This window comes from Cardiobacteriaceae bacterium TAE3-ERU3, assembly GCA_019218315.1.
Taxonomy (GTDB): Bacteria; Pseudomonadota; Gammaproteobacteria; order Cardiobacteriales; family Cardiobacteriaceae; genus JAHUUI01.
The window spans coordinates 1-22,759 of record JAHUUI010000005.1; the positions used below are offsets into that span (position 1 = coordinate 1).

Here is a 22,759-nt window from a genome sequence, read left to right on the forward strand (position 1 = left end):
TTTGTGTGTTTTTCATGAATTCTTCCTGAGTATAAAAGCAGCTCCAACAATACTACATGATATGTTGATATACAACATATTGAGGTGTTCATTTAAAAAGTTCAATAAGCGACTCTACATGTTTTACTGAGAGAGTCTTTCAATGAGTGCCAATGATCTGAACCAGAGGATTGGACAGCGCATAGCCGTGCAGCGTTTAAAAGTAGGTATGACGCAAGAGGACGTTAGCAAAGCTCTAGGGATGAATAATGAATCTATCTCACGCTTAGAGCGAGGTGCGGTTGCAGCATCAGTTCCGCGCCTGATGGAATTGGCCGAATTGTTTGGTTGTAAAACCGGGGATTTTTTCCTGGACCAAAGTACGCTTCTGCAAGATCAGGCGGCAGAGATTCAAGAGCTATTAAATCGTGTTAGCCCCAATGCAAGACGGCATCTCGTTGAACAGTTGCGGCACTCAGTTGAATGGATCGAAAAGTATGAGTCACAACTACGTAAGTAGATCGAGAGAAACAATGACTACAAGATTCGAAGTCTATAATCTCATACATTGAATCGATAGCTCCATGGATAGCTAATATAATACTTACTCCTCTTGCCGACTGTAGAGGAGCTCGTAGATGAAAATGCAAAGTTTTGATTCCGTTTTTGATGCTATAAGTAATACACCAGATGAAGCAGCCGATCTAAAAAAACGAGCAGAGCTTATGCTGGATATTAAAACTATTATCAACCAATATCACTGGACACAAGCACAAGCTGCTAGACATGGTAGTACCACGCAATCACAGATACGCGACCTCCTTCATGGAAAAATCTATCTGTTCTCGTTGGAAACATTGAATAATATCCATAAACGATTTATCTACTATATCGACAAATCCTAATCTGTTCAGGTTTAGACTTAATCTTCCATATATGAATTAAGCAGCTCCTCCAGTGCACTACCATCAACCCTTATCAAATTAGGCACGTAATTGCTGTATACCGTAAACAGCATTTTTGTGGATACATGCCCCATCTGCTTGGCAATCCACTCCGGGTTTTCCCCGGAAGCCAGCCATAGTGTTGCGGCAGTATGGCGTGTTTGATAGGCACGACGGCGTTCCAAGCCGGCTCTTTCAAGCAATGGATACCACACATTTCTATTGACGTTGTGATACTTCAGCGGGTTACCATGAGTATTGCAGAATACGAAGTCAGAACGGTTTTTGGTCACTTCCAATTGTCTTTTCATCGCATCATAAACAAAGCTGGACATCGTAATACTTCGATAAGATTGGTCATTTTTGGGCGGCGCCATTTCGCCTTTGACGATGGTTTCACGAATATGAATCAGCCCATTATCAAGATCGACATATTTCCGCTTCAAGCCATCAATCTCGGCTGTACGCATGCCGGTAAAAATCCGTACGATATAGTAGTCACGATAATATTCCGGTGCTGCATCCAGCAACAAAGCTATTTCATCGAGTGAAAAAGGATGAATATCTGAATTTTGCTGCTTTAGCCGCTTGATCTTTCTATATTGGAATGATGTGAAAATTCGGAGGAAATAGCCCCCGCCAAATAGACGGAGGCTGTTGTATTGGTTAAATTGAAAGGTTATCTGACGGTTAGTTCAGGGATCATCATCCAGAGTTCGGTGGTTAATTCCTCTATAACCACTTCGATACGATCCCAAGGCTTGTCCTTCAGTTTGTTGTGTATCCAGATCAGCAAGGCATCATTGTTCGTGTAATGATATGCAACCTTGAGATAGCTATTGAACCGTACCCAATGAGGGTATTCGATATTGTTCAGAATATTATTGCAAATACAGACCTCGGCGGTGGTATAGCCAAATAGTGGAGGTTCAAGATAATCCACTTCCTTCATGTTATGTCGTACCAGTCGTTGACGAAGTTCTTTTCTGTTTAACCATTCCTCCGGCAACATCCACATAAATGTCTTGCGCAGGTGCTCAGGGGTTAGTTGACGGTTTACCAGTTGATGGTCAGCCCAGATCATCAATGCTCTATGGTCATCGTAGTAAGAATCCACATCGAGATATGAGTGCAGTGTATGCAATGGTTCAATTTCGAATTCACGGATAATGTCATGGGCCATATCGATTGCTTGTTGAGACAAAATCAAAGGAACTTTGAGATTGTTTGATTGTGGGTTGGCGTAAATCATTTGTTCTCTCCAGAGAGTAATTCGGTTAAGTTGTCAGCAAGTAGTTGTTCAAAAGTGGTTGTTGCCGGTAAGACGTGTTTCATTTCGATGCCGGAGGGTTCAAGACCTAATTGCGCCTGAATCCATTTGCGATCTTTCCCCTCACTTTCCCATAACGCTACGGCTGTGCGGCGGGACTGGTAGCATTTGCAATGTGGCATACCTACAGACTCTAGTAGGGGTAACCAGATGTGCCGATAAACATAGATATGATTAAGAGGACGACCTTGGCTACTACAAAATACAAACTCGGATTTGTCCTTGGTCATATCTATTTGCCGCAGGAATGCCCCACGTGTTACTTGAGACATCACTATGTTCCGTTTACAAAAGCTGTCAGCTGGAACTGACTTGCCATTGGTATAAAGTTCACGAACCCTGATGATGTTCCGATCAAGGTCAATGTGCTCATGTTTCAGCCCATGAATTTCTGATGAGCGCATGCCAGTCATGAAGCGCACAACGTAGTAATCGCGAAAGTCCGGTCGTACTGCATTAATCAATTTGAGTACATCATTTGCTGAGAGTGGCTGTTCAACACTTTGGGTTTTTGCCGATGATCTACGCTGCTTGCGCTGTTGATTGCTGTAATTTTTCATACAAATAACTCCTCTAATTCAGATTTTTCTACAGTACTGTCTTCATGCCATGTACTCGTGTTTTGGGTTAGGTTCTTGGTTATCAGCGCTTCAAGTGCGCTACCATCTTTTCTAACAAGGTTGGGGACAAATCGACTGTAAACCGTAAAGAGCATGACGGTCGTTGCATGCCCCATCTGTCTTGCGATCCATTCAGGATTCTCCCCGGCTGCGAGCCATAAGGTAGCCGCTGTATGTCTCGTTTGATAAGGTCTGCGATAGTCCATTCTTAAAGATCGCAACAGTGGAGCCCAAACTCTCTTGTTCACATTGTGATAGTCAAGGGGAGAGCCATTTTCCGCACAAAAGACAAACTCCGACTTTCCTTCCGTTGCTTTCATCTGTCTAGTAAGAGCTGCATGGACCATATTCGACATGACAATGTCCCTTCGAGACCCTTTGGTTTTGGTTCGCCCCATCTTGCCACGAACTTTAGATTCACGAATCATGATGAGACGTTTATCCAGATCAACGTACTTCCTTTTGAGACCGTCAATTTCACCCGTACGCATACCTGTAAAAAAACGTACGATGAAGTAGTCTCTGTAATCCTTTCGAACGTTATTAATCAGCAGCATAACTTCGTCCAAAGAAAATGGATGAATGTCCTCAGGAACCACTTCGAGAGACTTTATCTCCTTGTAAGGGCATTCGAAGTGGTAGCGCTCTGCGGCCTCACGTAGTATCATCCCCAGTGAAGTCATAATCTGATTGATCCGTGACTTTGACAGTGACTTGTTGGTACTACCGTAGCGAACTTTGGCGAGCGAGGTACGGAAGGCGAACAGGTCCTGTCTTTGTATTGTGCTAACATCTTGCGTCCCAAAAGCTGGTAGCAGATATTTATCGAGTATCTGAGTTATCTTTTCCTGATAACTAAATTTCCACTCAATCTCCATCTCAGAGAACCACAGGGAAGCAAATGCAGCGAATGTCGGTGTCTTGCTTGTTGCTGCTTCTTTCCTATTTCGGATCGTCTCAAATTCTTTGATTTTTTGGCTTTTGGGGAAGTAGCGCTCGTAATTAAACGTGCCCAGTAAAAGCTCCGCATCCATTTTTTCCAAAATAGCAGCCAGTTTTTTGCGATTTGCCGGAGTGTCTGCTAGATTTGTTGTCTCCCGGCACCGCTTGTTGAGATAGCGAAAATCCACTATCAGCTTTCCGTGTCTTTCTCTTATTCCAGACATAAATGACCTCCTTAGGTCTATTGAAGTGCAATGGCATTAATGCCACTTTCGTAAGAACGCATGTCCTTCTCGATTTGTTCCCAAATGAAAAGAATTTTGCGTCCGCCAAAAGGTCGAACATAGTGAACCCCCTCGATTAATACGCTATCCTTTAATTGATTACGGATTGTGCGTACATCGTATTTGATGCGTTGAGAGAGTTCTTGCGTTGTCAGGTAGGTAGCGTTCATAATAAAATCCTCAATTAAATGTTACTCTGGGTAGCATTTGACTATCCAGTGAGTAAATTATGACCCATTTAGGGATTCTAAGCAACATTAAGCTATACAGAATAGCATTAAGTTATGGAGAGAATATGGTAAAGTGTAATCTTTACAGATACATGGGCGAAAATAGGCTTAAAATAATTGACGTCGCAGAAGCTACAGGGCTGAACAGAAGCACAATTGCACGCCTCTATAATGATGAAGCAAAACGTTTTGAAGCTGAGGTATTGGAAAAACTATGCCAATATTTTGATATCTCAGTTGGTGATCTAATTGAATATGTTCCTGATGAACCCAATGTTAAGTAAACTGAGCTAGACCTTATTTACTTGAACAACCAAATTTTTTATGTCCCTAGCGAATTTTTATGGCGCAACAGCAAACCATAATTAGAGACACTTATATACAGATCCTGATTGGGCTTTAATGCACAAAAATGAAAAAAATTAAGATACCAATTGTTATATTTAAAGATGACAATTGCATGAATTATGGTGTTGTTATCCCCGATGTACCAGGTGTGTTCCCAGTCGGAGATACGATCGAAGATGCTATTGAAGACAGCAAGAGTGCACTTACTGCGCATCTAGAATGTATGAAGAATGAAAGAATTCCACTCGATCTAACAAAACTCAGGAGTATCGAAGACTTGACGGCAACTCCTGATTTCTCTGATGCCTTGTGCTGGACGATCATTGAAATGGGATAAATTTATCTGAAGCCACCCGAAACCCTAAACCTACTTATTTTATCGTTCAAGGAGCTGTACTTATGAGATGCCCAGTATACGGAATGGGAGAACTGCAGCCTGACACTATGGACGAAGAATAAACCCTACAAAGGTGAACTCCTTATTATCCCAAGTGTACTAGGGTCTGTTGACAATTGATACACCATAACAATCTGCATAGGTACGCAGTGAAAAGTATTTGCTTTTGTGCCAAAATGGGTTAAATCTCGTTTATGCTGCTTTGATGAACATAGCAGGATTTCTAATGTTCTGGCACAGTTGTCTCTAATGCCTATCACCCCTAACTTGTTTTTCATGATGAGATTATTTTGGATATTTAGACAAACATCATACTTGACCGTTTTTTACCAATTCTCCCCACTCCTTTTCACTCCTTACCAAAAAATCTGTATATTTTTCATCAAATACATTCATATTCCTATAAGATCCTTTGGTAAAAAATTGTTTAATATCCTGAGGTGTGATAGAAATAAGTTCTTGATCTATTTTAAATATTTCCTTTGCAAAATAGTATCTTGCTATATCATAGAGTAAAAATGTGATGCCTACGTTAATCTCCTCTTTATGCTCATCATCTAACTCTAATCCTCTAAAATCAGTATAAAGACTTCCATTGTGTACAACTTTGTTTCTCACAAGAGTGACCCAACGAAGCTTTTTATAGGAATCTTCATCATCATCTTCGGGATATAGATCATGTGCAATAAGAAAGCTTTTAAGTTTTTCTATTGCTGGCAACGAGTCATCTATTCTTACTCTTTTTTGGATAAACTCTGAAATGAAGTCATACTCAGCACCTAACTTACTGAGTATGTCTTTTGTGCTATCCTTTATTTGTTCCTTTACTTCATTCATATCAATCATTCTATTATCATAAACACTCTTCTTATTTTTTCTACACCATTTATCATAAATAGAATTAATAATGCTATTTACGTAAAAAGAAAGAGCAAGGAGATCGTTGGTACGGCCTGCTGTCACAATGTTATAGAATTGATTAGTTAAGCTAGAATCTTTTAGTTTTTGAAATGCAATATCTAAGTCTATTGAATTAAAAAAAAAGAAATCTCTTTTTATTATCCGGGTGAAATAGCAAAGAGAATTTTCTCCATCAAGATCACCCTCAAGGAAAACATTTCTCCCTGTAGCAAAAGATAGAAATAATATGAAATCATCAATAGATGTTCTTTCCAATCCTTTCCTATATATTGTAGAGGATTTAATATCCTCCTTTGGTACATGGAGTGTTGCAGTTTCAACGACCTCACCTGGTTTCGTATCTATCTTTCTCGTATAAGCTTCACCATCAATATTAATGCTGTGCTTCCGCCCACCATTGTTTTTTAATTTTTCGATATTTTTAGATTGTTTATCATTGACAGAGATACGATACTTTCCAATTGTAAACTCTTGTTTACCTGGGAAACCAGATTCAAAATTATACAAGGCAAATTCTTCCATAAATCTCTCTTCATTTTTGACACTTGATTACTCGCTAACAGTCCCAAGCTTGACTTAACTATAAACCACATAAACCACTTACAAACCACATTAACTTAGTTTATATTTCAAAGTTAAATAATAAACCACATAATATAATGAATTTAGAGGGTCTGTTGACAATTATCGGAGTGCCATAATTGTCGCTGCCAAATAGATATTTGCCGCAAAAGATGCATCTGTCTTTTCTGTACGCATCGCTATCTTGCGGTACTCTTTCAGGTTACAGAAAAAGTTTTCGACCAGGTGACGCCACTTGTACATATGCCGATCATAGATTCGTTGTATTTTCCTGCTACTTCTTGATGGTATAACTGCCTGAGCACCTCTTTCATCAAGTTCTTTCAACAGCCAGTTTGCATCAAATGCTTTGTCCGCAAGTAAACTGCCAAATTCTCTATCTTTGATTAATGGCTCAACGCCCAAAATGTCATGACGCTGCCCTGGCAGTAATGTGAAAGAAACCAAATTGCCCAACCCATCAACTAACACCATGATTTTTGTCGTCATGCCTTCTTTTGACTTGCCAATGGCCTGACTTGAAGCCCCCCCCCTTTTGCGCCTTGTCCCAGCCGGTGGACTTTAACGATGGTTCCGTCAATCATTGCATATTCCATACCGGGCTCACCGCATAATGCTTCAAAAATACAGGCAAAACGGTCGGCTTCAACCCATCTGCGATAGCGCTTGAACACACTATTCCATTTACCAAATTCTTTGGGCAAGTCTCGCCACGGGCTGCCTGTACGGATAACCCACAGTACTGCTTCGATAAATAGTCTGTTATCTTTCGCACTCCTGCCTACATCCGAGACCTTGCCTGCGCATAGTGGCTCTATCTTTGCCCATTGGGCATCACTCAATATCAATCTACTCATGCGAACTATTATCCATGAACAGACATATGTCAACAGACCCTAGCCAGCTATTGCAGCGCGTGCAAGGAAAGAATCACTACAGAGCGAGTGATGCAGGCATTGGCTGTTTTTCGCAAAATGGTCAATGCACAAGAAGGCGAATCTGACGAAATATAGCCCACTAAGAATACCCTCGTCTGAATCACCCATAGATCTGAGAGTTCTTTGTTGATGATTTCAATGCATTCCACAACGTGCTGCTTTAGCTATTACGACTGTTGCCCCCTGTGTTACTCGAAGAAGTCTACAACAAGCAGTGTCATTGAAAATTGTTATATCCTATTCGAATAAAAACGACAAATTAAACCGCGATATTCGCAAGTTTATAGCCAAGTGAGGTTACATAATTAACTAAATTATATGACACCTATTGAGTAGAAAAAATAGTCTGATTATTCTAAGAAATGGCTGTGTGTCAAATGGGATATTTACTTCCCGGCGATATGAAAAAATCGATGATACTTTAAAGGAAATGTGTATGAGTAAAATGAAAAATCCTGCTCACCCTGGTAAGTGTTTGAAAATCGCTTACCTAGAGCCTAAAGGAATCAGTAGAGAAGATGCCGCCAAAGTATTTAACCTATCACTTGAAGAGTTAGATGACCTATTAGATGGTAAGAAAAGCATTGATTTAGTGCTAGCCACAAATATAGCAAATTATTTCCAATCCACACCTCAGTTCTGGCTACGACTCCAAGCAGCATATGATGTTGCCCAGACCCGCATGTGATGATACATCTAGTAGATGTTAACCCAGTATCAACTCAGTCACTCCAGTACACTATCAGTCACCTGAGTACACTATTTGTTACTGTGATGACAAATCTGTCGATCTCTTTCACTGTTGGTCCACTGATGGAACAATAAGGCCAGTACTGGTACAGCAGTACCAGCCATGGCACAAATGACTATACGAAATGGATTGATACTATTTCAATACTCCGTTTTCTGAGACGAGAGCGTAACTAGCTACTGGTTCAGTAAACAGATTCATTATTGGAAAAATGATGTGGATTCATTGGCTGCAAGTGGTAGCCAGAAATTACAGCCACGAGCACTAGCTTTTATCGCTCCAAATCTTTGGTTCTTAGCCATTTGACTGGCGCTGACCAGTGCCCGCTATTTATGCTCCATCCCAATTACAGTATTTAATAATGTCTAGAAAAGGGACAAATGGAGCAACGAAACCGAACAAACGAGACTAAAAAAACAGTGATTCCAACTATGAATATTTCGGGTTGTAATTAAGTTATAGTGAGGTTGCCCAGTGTTTCCTTTGTCAAAGCGTAAGGAGCTAAAATGAAAAATGTAAACGCAGACTATCATCAAGATTTTTATGCTTGGCTTTCAATTCAATTATTTCATTTAAAAAACCATAACTTTGACAATTTAGATTTAGATAACTTGATAGAAGAAGTCGAGGCGATGGGTAGAAAAGAAATACGGGAAATGAAAGGCATAATGATCGTCCTTATTGCTCATTTGTTGAAAGCAAAATTTCAACCAGAAAAAAATGAAACGAGTTGGCGCAAAACATTACAGGAGCAAAGAATACATTTGGGTTTTGTTCTTGAGGATTCACCCAGTTTAAAAAATCATTTAGAGGATGAGGAGTGGATGAACAACGTATGGGGTTATGCTGTGAATATGGCAAGTGCGGAAACTAACTTGGCAAAGGGCACATTTCCTGATTTACCAATTTGGACGGCCAATCAAATTCTAGATGAAAATTTTCCATGTTAATGACTCGAACCAATACGCGTCAGGACCACTCTCTAAAAGCCCCCCATGAGCCTCTCAATGAATTCAATCGAATCTCCTGACTGACACTTGCCGCATTTACTGACGCATTACACAATCAAAAAATAGCCATAGTGTGACCATAGGAAACCAAAAATTTATGGGGAGATAATTTCGTTTGTTGGTCATGAAAATTTGTGCTGTAAAATGTGAGTGGTAGTCTAGTGAAAACGTGACCATATCATGTAAATCTACATTTAATTACAATCACTATGATACTAAATTTCAACTGAGACCATGACAATCAACATTGAATGACGTTAAATTATCTCAAAAAAGTCCTTTTATATTAGCCGAATATATGTTTTAATGTATCTACTGCTCATTTAAGGTGGTTTTTCGAAATTCCAAAAAACCACATTGACATGGTGGGGGTCGTTGGTTCGAGTCCAATCGTGTCTACCAGAATTTCAAAAGCCGCTTTCTTCAAGAAGCGGCTTTTTTGTTAATCAAATACAAGTACTTATCTCTCCTACTTCGCCCTATCACCCACGACCACTTTTCTGCACTTGGTCACGTCCATCTTTACGCCGTGACCAAAACGTGACCAAACCTGATTTCTTATGGATCGAGCATGACCCCCACTTTTCTTGCATAACAGCCGCTACATCATGAAACCTTGGCCAAGGTGAAAGCAACGACAACGCACACATCAGTGACGTTGGCGGACAAGGAGGATTTAGCAAATCAGTTGGCTATGGTACAGACAGCGACAGCCGTAGCAGCACTACCCGCGCCGGTATAGCCACCGCTAATCTCACTGTGACAGATGATGCTGCACAACGCCGACTAACCGGGCAAAGTGCTGCTGAAGCAGCCAAAGCCGCACAGATCGGCATCACCACAGAAACCGCTAAAGCCAACAGCGGCGCCCTGTTTAACACTTTTGACGCTGAAAAAGTCCAGCAGGACATCGACACGCAAATTGCGGTAACCAAAGAGTTTGGCAAAATTGCGCCGAAAATTGTTGCAGATGTGGCAGACAGTTTGGGCAATACGCAGGAATACGAAATAAAGTTACAGTTAAAAGGCGATCTTGAGAGCTTGGTTGCAAATAGTAGCGACCCGGAAAAACGAGCACTTGCACAAGCAGAACTTAATAAAGTAAATACCTATCTTGTTGAGAACAAAGCAAGCTACGACTTATGGAAAGAAGGAGGGATTGCTCGGGGCATTGCCCAAGGTGGAGTTGGCGGTTTAATGACAGGTGATTTTGGTGGTGCCGCAGCCGGTTTCGGGACATCACTTGCAGCCCCTGTACTGAATGACCTTAGTGGAAAACATGGTGGTTCAGTTATCAATACCTTCGCCAGTGCAGCCATCGGTGGTGCTCTTGGCGGGAATATGGGCGGTGCAGTGGTTGGTACTAACGTTGACGCAAATAATCGCCAGTTGCATCCCGTGGAAATAGACATCATCAATACTCATGCCAAGGACTTCGCACTTAAGCAAGGTATCAGTGAAGAAGAAGCAAGAAGTGAATTGGCATCAGCTGCCCTATCACAAGTAGACGCAGAATACAGTTACCTAATTAGTGATAAGCAGAATTATCGCGATGCACAGGCATTCCTGAAAACTATTGGTGCGGGAGAATCTTTTAAGGACGACTACGGACGGACACAAACACTCTTTGATGAAAGAGGTAAAGCAAATTTCTATGACTATGCGATGAATACAGAGTATGTCTATGGCGACAACCCATTCTATGACAACATCAAAGCGCATGCCCCAGCGTTTGCGGGGCACCTGAATAAAGAAATATTGTGGAAGGCCGGTAGTTCTCATCTTGCTGATACGGTAAATCAGCCTGAAACCGTGAAAAAACTCGTCTTGAATAACATCATTGAAGGCAGAACCAAAATCGTCGATGAATTGACTGATAATCGTAAGCGTGCAGAGAAAGAACATGGTTGGGAAAAAGAAAGTGATATTTCGGTTCCATTGATTGGTGATCTCGGATACAAAATTAGCGGTATTAGACGGGCTGAAGTCAGTGATGAACAAAATCGACAAAGAGTGAGCTTACAGAGTATCAGTACCTTTTTGGATAATAGCTATGCAGGTATTTATAGCGCCACTGAATCAGATTTAACGTCCAAGGAGCGCAAACACTATCAAAGTGCAGGCAATTTACTGAGTGGATTTGAAGCACTCGCAGCCATTGATGCAACTGTTGCCATGACTGGTAACTTAGGTAAGAATAAAACCGTTATTACAAAAGGTATCAGACAAGGTACCCAAGAAGCCAAAAATACCTTCAAGGAAGCCATAAACAGAGGCTGAGATGGTCGTCTTGGAGAGTATAAATTTAATCCTGAAGATGGAACGTTTATAGGCACCAGGGGAGGAAAGCTCATCAATACCGGTGTTAAAGACACCGTAACTGGCGACTTTATTTTCCAACGTATTAATGCTCAAGGTCGACCTTATGGTAACTACCTTACGGTTAATGCAGATGGAATACAAAACTACCGTGTTAGCAAGCCTACAGGACAAAAGGGAAATAGTGACCAACCCCATGGAAACTCGTTAGCATATCAGGGAGAAACGCATGTTTATGCAATCCGCGGTGAGGACGGCATTTACAAGATTGGCGAAAGTACACAAGGCATGAATCAGTATGGCCAGTCCATTCGCGGCGAAGCGCAGGCTCAGGCCTTGCGTGAGCAAACGGGTGAATTTTTTTGGTCAGAAATACGGAAAAATTTTCCAAATAAAAGAGAAGGAGTTTCCTATCAGGATGCAATCCGTGACCGTTATCGTCGTTTATTTGGTGATGACAAACTACCCGGTAACCTTGAACATTTGAGAGGTAAAAAGAAATGAGTAAATTAAACCATAACAAAAAATTTGTAATAAGTGGAATTTCACTAACTAAATTAAGGATTAGAAAAGATAGCATTAAAATTTCTAAAATTATTTGTGAGTCATTAGAAAAAAAATTAATTGAGCATGATTTTTTTGAAGGGTTGCCTTTCGTTTGGATTGGTCTAAGCATTCTTCTCGGTCTAAAAGACGATGAAGCTCCTGAGTTCGTTAATATAAGTAAAGATTATGAATGTATTAATTTAAGGATAGAGGTCAACTGTGAGCATATGCGGGAAATGAGCGTTGATGAATTTACCCATTTTTTGGAGCGGCCGATATATAAAACCATGCTTTGGATATGCGAGGAGTATGACAAAGATCCTACTTTTATCCATCAGCACTTCCAGCACTTGGAATTGGATAGCTAGGCTGGTGGCTATGGATAAGGTATAAATGTCCGATACCTAAAGGTTTTATTGTTTTAGCCCACCCAAAGATAAGGTGTAAAGCCTTATGGACACTACCATACGATCAATGCAGATAAAATAAAAAATCACCATCTAATAAACAAGCAAGTAGTTTATAGTGGTGATTCCTGCTTTGTTGCCGGAACACTGATCGAAACAGCCAATGGTCTCAAGCCAGTTGAGCAAATCAATCTTGGGGAGTTAATCTGGTCAAGAGAGGAATTTGGCGACAAGTATGACTATCGCCCTGTTATCGCCACAAAAGTCACCCCGGATGTTCCTATCTATGCAGTCAATGTACGCCATGACAATGGTTTGGAAGAGACCTTTAACACTACCGAAGAACACCCGTTCTGGATTGACGGTATAGGCTGGCGAAAGCGAAAGCCATCAAAACTACCAAGCAGCTCAAGCCAAACAAGCCCCAGTAGATAATGCGGTTACACACTGTTTTGTGCAGCGACAAACGATTAATATAAATCTTTTCATCAGGATTTTTAATAGGCATTTCAAAGCGACGTGTATAATGCCTGCTCTTTCTGTGCCCAGCTTTACAGGTAACTTAATGTCTGCTTTTAACATTATTGCCATCGTCCTTGTGATTACAGCGATTTTTGCAGTTATCAACGACCGCTTCATCAAATTACATCGAACCATCGGCGTGATGCTTATCGCCTTGATTGCTTCATTACTGATTTTGGTTGCAAAATTTTTTGGCCTCATCCACGATGACGTGCTGACCAAAATGATCACTCAGTTTCATTTTAGTGAAACATTGATTCAAGGTATGCTTGGTGCCTTACTCTTTGCCGGCGCTATTCACATTAGATCCGATGATTTACGACCACGGCTTATTCCCATTGCAGTAATGGCAACTTGTGGCGTATTGATTTCAACGTTTATCGTTGGTTACTTGATCTACTACGCCTTACATTTTCTGAGTAGTATCAACTTGCCGTTGATGTACTGCTTTACTTTCGCAGCTTTGATTTCACCTACTGATCCTATCGCCGTACTCGCCATTTTGCGCTCCATCGGCGTATCAAAAGGGTTGGATATGGATGTATGCGGCGAATCGCTATTCAACGATGGTATTGGCCTGGTTGTATTTACTTTCTTCGTTTCGCTAGCGGTCAATGCTGAAAATATGGGTGCTTTGGAAGTATCGCTGTTCTTTTTACAGAACGTCGGCGGTGCTTTAATCCTCGGCGCCGTAAGCAGCTATCTTGTGTTCAAGATGATGGGCTCAGTTTCCGATTACCATATCGAGATTTTGCTCAGCTTGGCGCTTGTTTTTGGCTCCTTCCAGTTTGCCGAATGGATAGGCGTATCGCCAGCGATTACTTCAGTGATGGTTGGCTTGGTGTTTGGCCACCTCTGCTATAAAAACATGACGGAAAAGAGCCGCAGCTCGATGTACACTTTTTGGGAAGTGATTGATGAAGTGCTGAATACAGTGCTGTTCGTCATGGTTGGCATCGTTTTGCTATTGGTTCAATTTGATGCGCACCGGATTGTGCTTGGTATTTTCGCCATTATTATTGTGCTCTTTGGCCGCTGGGTCAGTGTGGCAATCCCTGTCAGTATCATGCAGAAGTGGTTTTACTTTTCGCCACGCTCAATTCTGATTCTTACTTGGGGCGGTTTGCGTGGCGGGCTCTCGATTGCGATGGCCCTAACGCTACCAAATGGCGAATATAAAGAGTATATTCTGCTGATGACTTATGCAGTAGTCGTCTTTTCTATTCTCATTCAGGGTACGACGGTTGGTAGATTGGCCGGCTCGCGTAAAACCCATGGTAACGAATATCGCGACCCTCGCCTAAACGAAGAAATACCGCCCGAACAGTAGAAGAAATGGCTACTTCGTTTAAACCTCAGCCTTGATCTGATAGCATCAGGGCCTATTTTCTATGGAGCACGTTATGCACGAAGTACTTTCTCAAGATATCTTTTCCAAACGCAGAGCAGCTTTACTGGATAAGCTGCCAGATCATGCCGTAGTCGTTTTATATTCAGCGCACGCAGCACACCGCAATGGTGACGTTCATTATCCACTACGCCAAGATAGCTACTTTTGGTACTACACTGGCTTCCCTGAGGGTGAATCAATTGCGGTATTACGCAAGAAAAACGGGAAACCACACTACACACTGTTCAATGCGCCGCGCAATCCGGAAAAAGAGATTTGGGAAGGTAAAATCATTGGTCAAGATGGCGCTATAGCCAATTATGGCGCTGACGAGGCCTTACCAATTGCAGAACAAGGCAAGCTCGCCGAAATGCTTGCTGATGCCGGTAGTATTTATACGATCTTGGGCGTCAATGCACATAATGATGGCCGCATTACCAAGCTCCTGCGCGACGTTCATCAGCGCACTGGCCGTGGTGGTGCGCCAATTGACGGCATTCAAGATTTGCGCCGCGTCGCAGATGAAATGCGTATGCACAAAAGTAGCGAAGAAATCGAGCTAATGCACCGTGCCGGCAAGATTTCAGCTGATGGCCACCGCGCGGCAATGATCGCAACTTATCCGGGCATGTATGAGTATGAAGTCCAAGCCGTACTGGAAGCAGAATTCCGCCGCCACAATTGCCATTGGGCTTATGGCAGCATAGTCGCAAGTGCAGAAAATGCCTGCTGCCTGCACTATCACGCCAATAATGCAAAATTGCGCGATGGCGACTTAATGATGATTGATGCTGGCGCAGAATATGGCGGTTATGCTGGTGACATCAGCCGTACATACCCAATTAACGGCAAATTCAGCCGTGATCAGCAAGCACTGTACGAAGTGGTACTCGCTGCAGAAACTGCTGGGATCGAACATGCACGTGCCGGCATTCGCCATCTGGAATTGCACGAGCAAACCAAGCGCATTCTCATGCAAGGCATGATCGATGAAGGCATCATCAAAGGTTCACTGGATTACTGGCTGGAAGAAGACCGCTTTAAGCAATTTTACATGCACGGCACCGGGCACTGGATCGGGCTCGATGTACATGATGTTGGCGTATATATGCCGGATGGTCAGTCGCGAATTTACGAGCCGGGCGTTGCAATTACCGTCGAGCCAGGCCTTTACATTCAGGCTGATGACACCAGCGTTGATGAGCGCTGGCGCGGTATTGGTATCCGCATTGAAGACGATGTCATCATTACGGATGGTCAAGCAGAAGTCACCACAGCGGACATCCCAAAAACCGTCAGCGAGATCGAAGCCATCATGCGTGATCGGCGCTAACTGGCTTTAACGATCTTGATATTACTATTATCCTGGCACATCAGCCGGGATAATCTTATGAATAGCCAGTTACTAGGCAGACCCATCATTTGAAGCCGGCAACTCTCTAGCATTCAGCCAATTGACTATCGGCTTAATCAAAGATTTTGAGAATAGCATGGTCATATGTGTTTCATAGACCAACAACGACGCTCTAGCCTCAGGCAACAAAGTCTCACCATACCCCACCACACCATCATTAATCACGTCTGCTACCTGTGCGCCAAAGATCACCCGAACAATCCCCAGACCCAAGCCATTACTCCCTGCAATACTGAGCAAAGGTATTTCTATAGACCACGGCGGCGGAGCACCATCTAACCCTTCGTGATACGCACGGTTAAGTACCGGTTTTTCCCAACCGCGCCTAACCAAATAATCAGCTATTGAGCAACCTTGATGTGGTGTACCGAGGGTAATCACACGGCTGTCCACAAATCCTTCCGGCCAGATGCTGCGCAAATGGCGAATAAAAAACCCACCGAGGCTATGGCCAATAAAGTGCACAGGTTCACCCGCAGCAAATGCCTGTATTTTGGGCAATGCGCGGCGCACATTCTCGGCCAATGTCCGCTGGTAAGTCGCATAACTAATGCTGAGGCAAGTAAATCCCTGCTCTTCCAAGCGCCGCTGCAATGGCCACATGATTGGCGCTTTCATAAAGAACCCGTGAATAATGACGACTTTCCGTACTGTACTCATCGACCATTCCTTAGTTTATTTCTCATAACCCGACCCAGCCACCAACCAAGCAAAACGCCCAATGTATTAGCGCATCCGTCATAGATATCTCCGCTACGATAGCTCAAGCACGATTGAATTAATTCAACGGCAATGCCAAAAGCGACAAGATAAGCAATCCACTTCCAATTGATCCGAGCCGCTACACTAAGTAAGCAAGCTGGTAATGCATACATAAAGCCATGAACTAGCTTATCAATATGCGCTATATTTGGCTGCACCGATACAGGCGTCGGTAAAACACACAATATCAGTACCAACACTAACCATCCATGAACGATTGGTACGGTATATATAACCAAAAAAGCCTGCGACGAACGCAGGCTTTCAGCTATTTTAGCGCAAAATACCTTATGCACTGGCCATGTTTTCGCGCATGCGTACCAGATATTCGCGTAATCTTTCGCGCTCTTCCTCATCGAAGTGCTTTAATGCCGCTTCTTTGGCTTCCACAGCAATTTCATGCATGTGATCCATCAGTGGCTGGCTCTTTTCAGTGAGATAGATCAAATTCGTGCGGCGATCCTGTGGATCTTGGCGACGATCAAGCAAGCCATCACGCTCAAGCTTGTCGATCTGGCGCGTCAGCGTCATTGGCGCTAAGTCCATATACTCCGCAAGTTTCGTCTGGCTAACGCCTTCATAGCGTGACAAATAAGTCAGTAGCGTCCATTGTGTACGCGTGATACCAAAGACACGTACACGTCGGTCATAGTAGCGATTCATAAGTCGGGTGATGTCGTGCATCAAAAACCCAAACCCGTGTCGCAAATCGTCCAAATTTTGTTCTTTCATCGTAAATTAACCCTTTTCGGCAGATGATTTTGTTTTCTTTACGGCCTTTTTCGAAGTAGCAGCTTTTGTTCGTTTCGTTGTTTTGGTCTTAGGCTTCGCAGCTGTGGTTTTTTTTGCCGCTGCTGTTTTACCTTTTCCTCCACGCTTTGCTTTTCGTTCCTTGGCCTTCTCCAATAATTCCAAACTTTCTTCAAGCGTTAAATCCGCAGGTTCTATCTTTTTTGGGATAGATGCGTTAATACTACCATTAGTTACATAAGGTCCAAAGCGACCATTTAGTACTTGTAAAGTCTCATCCCCATTTTTTATCTCTTTGATATATTTTTGTCGGTCCAATTCCTTCTTTTCAGCAATCAGCTCTAATGCTCGCTCACGTGAGACAGTTAGCGGATCTTCCTCTTTTGGCAATGATACATACTTGCGTCCAAAACGCACATACGGACCATAACGACCAATGTTTATTACGATTTCTTCATCTTCTTCAGTAACCCCCAATTTCCTCGGCAATTTGAACAATTCCAAAGCATCTTCCAAGGTAATTTGCTCAAAATTCCACTCATCCGGGATACTGGCAAATTTTGGCTTTTCCTCATCTTCTTTGGTGCCGAGCTGTACAAAAGGCCCGTAGCGACCAAAGCGTACGCTAATCGGCTTACCTGTCTTTTTATCAATACCCAGCTCTCGTGCTTGCATGACTTCTTCACGAGAAATATCTTTTTTCTCTTCCAGCTGATGATGGAATCCTCCCCAGAAATCACCCAACAGCGGCTTCCACTCACGCTCACCTCGTGATACGGCATCAAGATCATCTTCCATTCGCGCAGTGAAGTCGTAATCGACATATTGCTCGAAGTGATTGGTCAAAAAGTCATTAACGATTTTGCCAATGGTTGTTGGCGTGAAGCGGCGGCTTTCAAGCTCAATATACTCACGATTAACCAACGTGGTAATGATGCTTGCATAGGTAGATGGTCGGCCGATGCCTTTTTCTTCCAACGCTTTGATCAAGCTGGCTTCAGAATAGCGTGGCGGTGGCTGGGTAAAATGCTGCGTACCGATGATATCTTCAAGATCGACTTTTTCCCCTTCGACCATCTTCGGCAAAATCCCACTTTCTTCTTCAGTTTCATCATCTTTATCTTCCAGATAAACACTCATAAAACCAGGGAATTTAATGGTCGAACCTGTAGCATGGAATTGATATTCCTCGCTACCGGCATAAAGCTCGACACTGACTTGCTCAAGTACGGCCGAGGCCATTTGTGAAGCCAAGGTACGCTTGCGGATCAAATCGTAGAGCTTGCATTCATCCGCGCCCATATCCGACAGTTGCTCAGTGGTAACACGGCAATCAGTTGGCCTGATTGCTTCGTGCGCTTCCTGAGCATTTTTTGATTTGGTCGTATATGAAGGGGGCGTCTTCGGTAAGTATTCTTTACCATACTGCTCACCAATCAAGCTACGTAGTTCATCGACTGCTTCTTGCGCCAAGTTGACCGAATCCGTACGCATGTAGCTGATATAACCTTGCTCATAGAGACGCTGTGCGAGGCGCATGGTGCGCTGCGCAGAATAACGCAGCTTACGCGCGGCTTCCTGCTGCAAAGTTGAGGTAATAAACGGCGCAGCCGGATTGCGCTTGCGGTCTTTCGCGACCACTTCCGCAACAGATAACTGCCCGCCGCTAAGCTGCTTGAGCTTGTCGATCGCATTATGGCTGTCAGTTTCGTTATTAAAAGTAAATTGCTTGACCTTCTCACCGGCATAAACGGATAAGTTGGCCGAAAAAGCATTCCCTTTATGCTTATTCTGAGCAATGATTTTCCAGTATTCTTCGCTCTTAAATGCTTCAATTTCCCGCTCGCGCTCAACGATCATGCGCAGTGCAGGAGATTGTACGCGCCCAGCTGAAAGCCCGGGCTGTACTTTACGCCACAGCAATGGTGAAAGATTGAAGCCAACCAAGTAATCCAGCGCGCGGCGTGCTTGCTGGGCGTTGACCAAATCCATGGCAATACCGCGCGGATTATCTACCGCAGACTGAATTGCACGCTTGGTTATTTCATGGAAAACGACGCGATAGACTTCTTTATCATCCAGCTCACCACGATCTTTGAGTAGCTGATACAAATGCCACGATATCGCTTCACCCTCACGATCGGGGTCAGTCGCGAGATACAGGGTATCGGCCTTTTTCAGCGCTTTGGCAATCGCATTGACGTGTTTTGAATTACGATCAATGACTTCGTAATTCATGGCAAAATCATTGTCGGGCTCGACGGCACCATTTTTAGGAATCAGATCGCGTACATGCCCATACGAAGCCAGCACTTCGAAATCTTTCCCGAGATATTTGTTCAGTGTCTTGGCCTTGGCAGGCGATTCGACAATCAGCAATGATTTACTCATCTTATCTTTCCACTTTACCGTGCTTCGCAGCGGCTCCTTTTTGTTGTAATTACCTGTCCTAAACCGGCTCTACTGAATAACTTCTATTTGACCAGTATATGCTGGATCTTCCAACCCCAATGCGCGCATGTCTTCAACCCGCCCATACACATTCAATACAACCATGGCCGTTACCCAGCGCAATGTATGTTCATCAAGCGGCTCTTCTAGTGCCAGCGCGCGATCAATAACTTTTTCTAGCAAAGCATTGCTCAAAATTCCACGGCGCAATAACCCAAGTAGATAATCCTGCCCTTCAATACCTATGAAATGAGCTTCACGCTCATCAAAAATACGTACCAATGGTGGATGGCTAACTTGCGGTGGCTGGAACTGCTTTAGTTCTGACAACTCCATAAACCACGTCATAGCTCGCCCGACGTCTTCATTTGCAAAGCCTGCTTCGCTGAGCTGATCCGCCATTTCTTTCATGTCTGTCTGAGGTGAAGCATCTTCATCAAGTAAATCATCGAATAGATAAAACAACACATCGATCACGGATTCACGCATTTCTTCCCCTCCTTCTTAATGCAGGCGACGGTAACGCCCGCCTGGCATGCGCTCAACGTATTCATCAAGTTCAAGCTCTAACAGAATGGCTGAAATTTGCGCATTCGTCAATTCAAGTGCGCTGTCAAGATAATCAACCGTACAGATTTCATATGACATTGCGGAAAGTATTTTTTGGGCATCTGCACTTAAATCTGTTGTCTCTCGAGAATAATCCGGCCCTGTTACAGCCTGCGCGGAGATGCTTCCGTTAAGCCCTCGTAACTCTGTGATAATGTCTGTAATGCTTTCCACTAATGCCGCACCGGACTTAATCAACGCATGGCATCCATGAGAAAGAGGGTCATGGATTGAGCCCGGAATGGCAAACACTTCACGCCCTTGCTCCAAGGCTTGCCGCGCAGTAATTAAAGATCCGCTACGCATAGAGGCCTGGATAACCAATATACCCAGAGATAACCCACTAATGATACGGTTACGTCGTGGAAACAGATAGTTGCGCACTTCTGTACCAATTGGCATTTCAGAAACGACAGCCCCATGGCTGATGATATCTGTTGCAAGCTTGTGATGACGAGCTGGATATACTCGGTCTAATCCGGTTGCGACGACGGCGATTGTTCGCCCACCACCATCGATTGCACCTTGATGCGCAGCACCATCCACACCCAGCGCCAAGCCACTGGTGATAACCAATCCGGCGGAAGCAAGGCCAGCAGAAAAATCATGACTATTGCGCAGTGCCGATCGATCTGCTTGCCTGCTACCAACCACAGCTAACTGCGGCGCATGCAATACCTCGGGATCTCCACGCACAAACAGCACCGGTGGCGGATCAGGAATATGGCGTAATTGAGGTGGGTAAGCTGGATCATGCAAGGTAATAATATGGCGATCATCACCTTCATCAAGCCAAGCTAAATCAGCACTGCCTGTATCTCTGGCAGATTCCCATTGTGCCCACAGTTTGTCGCTGATACCGGGTATTGTCTTGCGCTTATGTGCAGTACTGGCTATGAAAAAAGCCTCTGGCGAACCAAAGGCTTCTACAAGCATATTAAAACGGAGACAGCCAATACCCGGCGCACGCCATAATGAGCACCAGGCACTGAGTTCCTTTCGCGTCAAGGTCGTACCAAATAATCAGTTTCACTAATCGGCTGAGTAGAGTCCAGCACGACAGCCAAACTGACCCTATCGTAAACTTTATAGATCATCAAAAAGCCGATTGTTTCACCAGGAATGATAACTGGCTTATTCTGAATCAAGCGTACCTGCCCTGGTCGCTCAATCGCCCAAACATCTCCAACTTGCGCACCATCACTAATCCCGAAGCTGGTCACAACCGTATCATATTCGGTAATGCTAAGCTGTTGGTCATGAGCACTATTGAGAATATAACCACGCTGGCATTGTGCTGAAGGTAGACGTGGGAAAAAGTTAACTGGTGCCATCTCACTTTCAGGGTACATCAGCACATCGCCTTCCTGCATCGACTCAAGTACACTGGTTGGCTGAAGTTCCGTTAGGCCATTGATCGGGTTATAGCTCAGCACAGAAACTTCCCCAATATATCTCATCTGTTGTCCCAGTATTTCTGGCTTATGGTTAGCCTCATGCTTTTTCTGTCGTTCAACATCATAATCCAACACTGGTGCACCTGGGCGATATACGCCCAACTTCGTACCACGCTCTGCCTCTATACCATGGGTATAGATCACACGCTGCTGCGAAAGCGTCAGATATTGTTCTCCGCTGCCAAAGATAAACGGCAATCCAGGCAATGCCTCAACGCCAACAATACGGGTTTTATTCAAAAATGGACCAAGGATTGATTGGCTAATTTGGCTTGCAGCCCCTGGAAGGGTTGGGTCATTCATTCCTGGTTCATAGCGCACCACAGGGCGGCCATCAGAAGTCTGGCGACCAGTTGCGATACCGTGATAAGGATTATATGACTCGGTGATCGTTAAATAACGCTGTCCATTAACCACGACGATATTAAGTACATCGCCAGGATAAATTAGATCAGGATTTTTGATTTGTGGGTTACTGTACCAAATCTGACGCCAGTACCATGGCTTGCGTAGGAAGCGACCAGAGATATCCCATAAAGTATCGCCCTTTTTAACGACATAATTATTCGGGAAGCCATCAATAAAAGCAGCATCATTACTGATCAAGCCATTTTGCTCATGATACCTCGTATCGCCTCCCATACGGGCAAATTCACTGGCAGAAAAGCACTGCTCTTGTGGTCGTTCGAATTGGCGATAATACGGTTCTTTTGGCGATGTGCATCCTGCAATAACCAACACACTTGCCAATAACACTCCTGTCTTGCTGTTTAAAAACACGATTACAGCTCCTACGTTTTGTCCATTAAAATTCAATCACAATCAAGCTTTCCGTATAATAGCTTTTTTCAGGTGT

26 protein-coding genes are annotated in these 22,759 nt (G+C 43.5%); 12 read left to right on the plus strand and 14 right to left on the minus strand.

Going from position 1 to position 22,759, the window contains the following annotated elements; all coding sequences use genetic code 11:
* Window positions 1-142: 142 nt before the first annotated feature.
* The gene (locus KRX19_09545; GenBank protein MBV7435266.1) at window positions 143-499 is read left to right on the plus strand and encodes a helix-turn-helix domain-containing protein; all 357 of its coding nucleotides are present in this window, start codon (window positions 143-145) and stop codon (window positions 497-499) included.
* A gap of 118 nt (window positions 500-617) precedes the next feature.
* Window positions 618-884: an XRE family transcriptional regulator gene (locus KRX19_09550; protein ID MBV7435267.1), complete on the plus strand. Its 267-nt coding sequence runs from the start codon at window positions 618-620 to the stop codon at window positions 882-884.
* A gap of 17 nt (window positions 885-901) precedes the next feature.
* Here the strand turns inward: KRX19_09550 and KRX19_09555 are convergent, their stop codons facing one another.
* The 5 genes from KRX19_09555 to KRX19_09575 form a co-directional block, all read right to left on the minus strand.
* Window positions 902-1,456: a site-specific integrase gene (locus KRX19_09555; protein MBV7435268.1), complete on the minus strand. Its 555-nt coding sequence runs from the start codon at window positions 1,454-1,456 to the stop codon at window positions 902-904.
* A 146-nt stretch (window positions 1,457-1,602) separates the two neighbouring features.
* Window positions 1,603-2,175 carry a hypothetical protein gene (locus KRX19_09560; GenBank protein ID MBV7435269.1) on the minus strand — a complete coding sequence of 191 codons (573 nt, stop codon included), beginning with the start codon at window positions 2,173-2,175 and terminating at the stop codon, window positions 1,603-1,605.
* Entirely contained in the window at window positions 2,172-2,813 is a 642-nt protein-coding gene (locus KRX19_09565; GenBank protein MBV7435270.1) for a tyrosine-type recombinase/integrase, read from the minus strand. The genes KRX19_09560 and KRX19_09565 overlap by 4 nt, the downstream gene beginning before the upstream one ends.
* Entirely contained in the window at window positions 2,810-4,039 is a 1,230-nt protein-coding gene (locus KRX19_09570) for a site-specific integrase (protein MBV7435271.1), read from the minus strand. Before KRX19_09570 ends, KRX19_09565 begins: the two co-directional genes overlap by 4 nt.
* A gap of 17 nt (window positions 4,040-4,056) precedes the next feature.
* Entirely contained in the window at window positions 4,057-4,269 is a 213-nt protein-coding gene (locus tag KRX19_09575; protein ID MBV7435272.1) for a hypothetical protein, read from the minus strand.
* A 125-nt stretch (window positions 4,270-4,394) separates the two neighbouring features.
* On the opposite strand from KRX19_09575, the gene KRX19_09580 reads away from it, so the two are divergent.
* Window positions 4,395-4,613, plus strand: coding sequence for a helix-turn-helix transcriptional regulator (locus KRX19_09580; GenBank protein ID MBV7435273.1), 219 nt, complete (start codon window positions 4,395-4,397; stop codon window positions 4,611-4,613).
* A 128-nt stretch (window positions 4,614-4,741) separates the two neighbouring features.
* Window positions 4,742-5,014: a type II toxin-antitoxin system HicB family antitoxin gene (locus KRX19_09585; protein ID MBV7435274.1), complete on the plus strand. Its 273-nt coding sequence runs from the start codon at window positions 4,742-4,744 to the stop codon at window positions 5,012-5,014.
* Window positions 5,015-5,383: 369 nt separating this feature from the next.
* Here the strand turns inward: KRX19_09585 and KRX19_09590 are convergent, their stop codons facing one another.
* Together KRX19_09590 and KRX19_09595 are read right to left on the minus strand one after the other, a co-directional pair.
* Window positions 5,384-6,517, minus strand: coding sequence for a hypothetical protein (locus KRX19_09590; GenBank protein ID MBV7435275.1), 1,134 nt, complete (start codon window positions 6,515-6,517; stop codon window positions 5,384-5,386).
* Window positions 6,518-6,679: 162 nt separating this feature from the next.
* A protein-coding gene (locus KRX19_09595) for an IS5 family transposase (GenBank protein MBV7435276.1) occupies window positions 6,680-7,434 on the minus strand; the annotation gives its coding sequence in 2 pieces (ribosomal slippage) (window positions 6,680-7,111 and window positions 7,114-7,434; 753 coding nt in all).
* A 517-nt stretch (window positions 7,435-7,951) separates the two neighbouring features.
* On the opposite strand from KRX19_09595, the gene KRX19_09600 reads away from it, so the two are divergent.
* From KRX19_09600 to KRX19_09635, 8 genes are all read left to right on the plus strand, one after another.
* Complete coding sequence (locus tag KRX19_09600; GenBank protein ID MBV7435277.1) at window positions 7,952-8,203, plus strand: HigA family addiction module antidote protein; 252 nt, start codon at window positions 7,952-7,954, stop codon at window positions 8,201-8,203.
* Between the two features lie 569 nt (window positions 8,204-8,772).
* On the plus strand, window positions 8,773-9,216 hold the full coding sequence (locus tag KRX19_09605; GenBank protein MBV7435278.1) for a DUF29 domain-containing protein: 444 nt from the start codon (window positions 8,773-8,775) through the stop codon (window positions 9,214-9,216).
* Between the two features lie 819 nt (window positions 9,217-10,035).
* On the plus strand, window positions 10,036-11,556 hold the full coding sequence (locus KRX19_09610; protein MBV7435279.1) for a hypothetical protein: 1,521 nt from the start codon (window positions 10,036-10,038) through the stop codon (window positions 11,554-11,556).
* 327 nt (window positions 11,557-11,883) lie between these two features.
* On the plus strand, window positions 11,884-12,099 hold the full coding sequence (locus KRX19_09615; protein ID MBV7435280.1) for a hypothetical protein: 216 nt from the start codon (window positions 11,884-11,886) through the stop codon (window positions 12,097-12,099).
* Window positions 12,096-12,509 (plus strand): immunity protein 39, encoded by a 414-nt coding sequence (locus KRX19_09620; GenBank protein MBV7435281.1) that lies wholly within the window; start codon window positions 12,096-12,098, stop codon window positions 12,507-12,509. The genes KRX19_09615 and KRX19_09620 overlap by 4 nt, the downstream gene beginning before the upstream one ends.
* Window positions 12,510-12,611: 102 nt before the next feature.
* On the plus strand, window positions 12,612-12,983 hold the full coding sequence (locus KRX19_09625) for an HINT domain-containing protein (GenBank protein ID MBV7435282.1): 372 nt from the start codon (window positions 12,612-12,614) through the stop codon (window positions 12,981-12,983).
* Between the two features lie 130 nt (window positions 12,984-13,113).
* On the plus strand, window positions 13,114-14,400 hold the full coding sequence (locus tag KRX19_09630; GenBank protein MBV7435283.1) for a sodium:proton antiporter: 1,287 nt from the start codon (window positions 13,114-13,116) through the stop codon (window positions 14,398-14,400).
* A 73-nt stretch (window positions 14,401-14,473) separates the two neighbouring features.
* Window positions 14,474-15,793: an aminopeptidase P N-terminal domain-containing protein gene (locus tag KRX19_09635; protein MBV7435284.1), complete on the plus strand. Its 1,320-nt coding sequence runs from the start codon at window positions 14,474-14,476 to the stop codon at window positions 15,791-15,793.
* A 72-nt stretch (window positions 15,794-15,865) separates the two neighbouring features.
* On the opposite strand, the gene KRX19_09640 is transcribed toward KRX19_09635, so the two are convergent.
* The 7 genes from KRX19_09640 to KRX19_09670 form a co-directional block, all read right to left on the minus strand.
* Window positions 15,866-16,534, minus strand: coding sequence for a hypothetical protein (locus KRX19_09640; protein ID MBV7435285.1), 669 nt, complete (start codon window positions 16,532-16,534; stop codon window positions 15,866-15,868).
* Window positions 16,531-16,932, minus strand: a complete 402-nt coding sequence (locus tag KRX19_09645; GenBank protein ID MBV7435286.1) for a VanZ family protein — start codon at window positions 16,930-16,932, stop codon at window positions 16,531-16,533. Before KRX19_09645 ends, KRX19_09640 begins: the two co-directional genes overlap by 4 nt.
* The gene (locus tag KRX19_09650) at window positions 16,925-17,368 is read right to left on the minus strand and encodes a MarR family transcriptional regulator (protein ID MBV7435287.1); all 444 of its coding nucleotides are present in this window, start codon (window positions 17,366-17,368) and stop codon (window positions 16,925-16,927) included. The genes KRX19_09645 and KRX19_09650 overlap by 8 nt, the downstream gene beginning before the upstream one ends.
* Window positions 17,369-17,374: 6 nt before the next feature.
* Window positions 17,375-19,777 carry a type I DNA topoisomerase gene (topA, locus tag KRX19_09655; GenBank protein ID MBV7435288.1) on the minus strand — a complete coding sequence of 801 codons (2,403 nt, stop codon included), beginning with the start codon at window positions 19,775-19,777 and terminating at the stop codon, window positions 17,375-17,377.
* Between the two features lie 69 nt (window positions 19,778-19,846).
* Entirely contained in the window at window positions 19,847-20,326 is a 480-nt protein-coding gene (locus KRX19_09660) for a DUF494 domain-containing protein (protein ID MBV7435289.1), read from the minus strand.
* A 15-nt stretch (window positions 20,327-20,341) separates the two neighbouring features.
* Window positions 20,342-21,382, minus strand: a complete 1,041-nt coding sequence (dprA, locus tag KRX19_09665; GenBank protein ID MBV7435290.1) for a DNA-processing protein DprA — start codon at window positions 21,380-21,382, stop codon at window positions 20,342-20,344.
* A gap of 68 nt (window positions 21,383-21,450) precedes the next feature.
* A complete protein-coding gene (locus KRX19_09670) occupies window positions 21,451-22,683 on the minus strand; it encodes a LysM peptidoglycan-binding domain-containing protein (protein MBV7435291.1) in 1,233 nt (410 codons plus the stop codon).
* Window positions 22,684-22,759 lie beyond the last annotated feature (76 nt).

Coding starts and splice junctions, on each gene's coding strand:
- KRX19_09545 (MBV7435266.1), top strand. CDS start 143: ATGAGTGCCAATGATCTGAACCAGAGGATTGGACAGCGCATAGCCGTG.
- KRX19_09550 (MBV7435267.1), top strand. CDS start 618: ATGAAAATGCAAAGTTTTGATTCCGTTTTTGATGCTATAAGTAATACA.
- KRX19_09560 (MBV7435269.1), bottom strand. CDS start 2,175: ATGATTTACGCCAACCCACAATCAAACAATCTCAAAGTTCCTTTGATT.
- KRX19_09565 (MBV7435270.1), bottom strand. CDS start 2,813: ATGAAAAATTACAGCAATCAACAGCGCAAGCAGCGTAGATCATCGGCA.
- KRX19_09570 (MBV7435271.1), bottom strand. CDS start 4,039: ATGTCTGGAATAAGAGAAAGACACGGAAAGCTGATAGTGGATTTTCGC.
- KRX19_09575 (MBV7435272.1), bottom strand. CDS start 4,269: ATGAACGCTACCTACCTGACAACGCAAGAACTCTCTCAACGCATCAAA.
- KRX19_09580 (MBV7435273.1), top strand. CDS start 4,395: ATGGTAAAGTGTAATCTTTACAGATACATGGGCGAAAATAGGCTTAAA.
- KRX19_09585 (MBV7435274.1), top strand. CDS start 4,742: ATGAAAAAAATTAAGATACCAATTGTTATATTTAAAGATGACAATTGC.
- KRX19_09590 (MBV7435275.1), bottom strand. CDS start 6,517: ATGGAAGAATTTGCCTTGTATAATTTTGAATCTGGTTTCCCAGGTAAA.
- KRX19_09600 (MBV7435277.1), top strand. CDS start 7,952: ATGAGTAAAATGAAAAATCCTGCTCACCCTGGTAAGTGTTTGAAAATC.
- KRX19_09605 (MBV7435278.1), top strand. CDS start 8,773: ATGAAAAATGTAAACGCAGACTATCATCAAGATTTTTATGCTTGGCTT.
- KRX19_09615 (MBV7435280.1), top strand. CDS start 11,884: ATGAATCAGTATGGCCAGTCCATTCGCGGCGAAGCGCAGGCTCAGGCC.
- KRX19_09620 (MBV7435281.1), top strand. CDS start 12,096: ATGAGTAAATTAAACCATAACAAAAAATTTGTAATAAGTGGAATTTCA.
- KRX19_09630 (MBV7435283.1), top strand. CDS start 13,114: ATGTCTGCTTTTAACATTATTGCCATCGTCCTTGTGATTACAGCGATT.
- KRX19_09635 (MBV7435284.1), top strand. CDS start 14,474: ATGCACGAAGTACTTTCTCAAGATATCTTTTCCAAACGCAGAGCAGCT.
- KRX19_09640 (MBV7435285.1), bottom strand. CDS start 16,534: ATGAGTACAGTACGGAAAGTCGTCATTATTCACGGGTTCTTTATGAAA.
- KRX19_09650 (MBV7435287.1), bottom strand. CDS start 17,368: ATGAAAGAACAAAATTTGGACGATTTGCGACACGGGTTTGGGTTTTTG.
- topA (MBV7435288.1), bottom strand. CDS start 19,777: ATGAGTAAATCATTGCTGATTGTCGAATCGCCTGCCAAGGCCAAGACA.
- KRX19_09660 (MBV7435289.1), bottom strand. CDS start 20,326: ATGCGTGAATCCGTGATCGATGTGTTGTTTTATCTATTCGATGATTTA.
- dprA (MBV7435290.1), bottom strand. CDS start 21,382: ATGCTTGTAGAAGCCTTTGGTTCGCCAGAGGCTTTTTTCATAGCCAGT.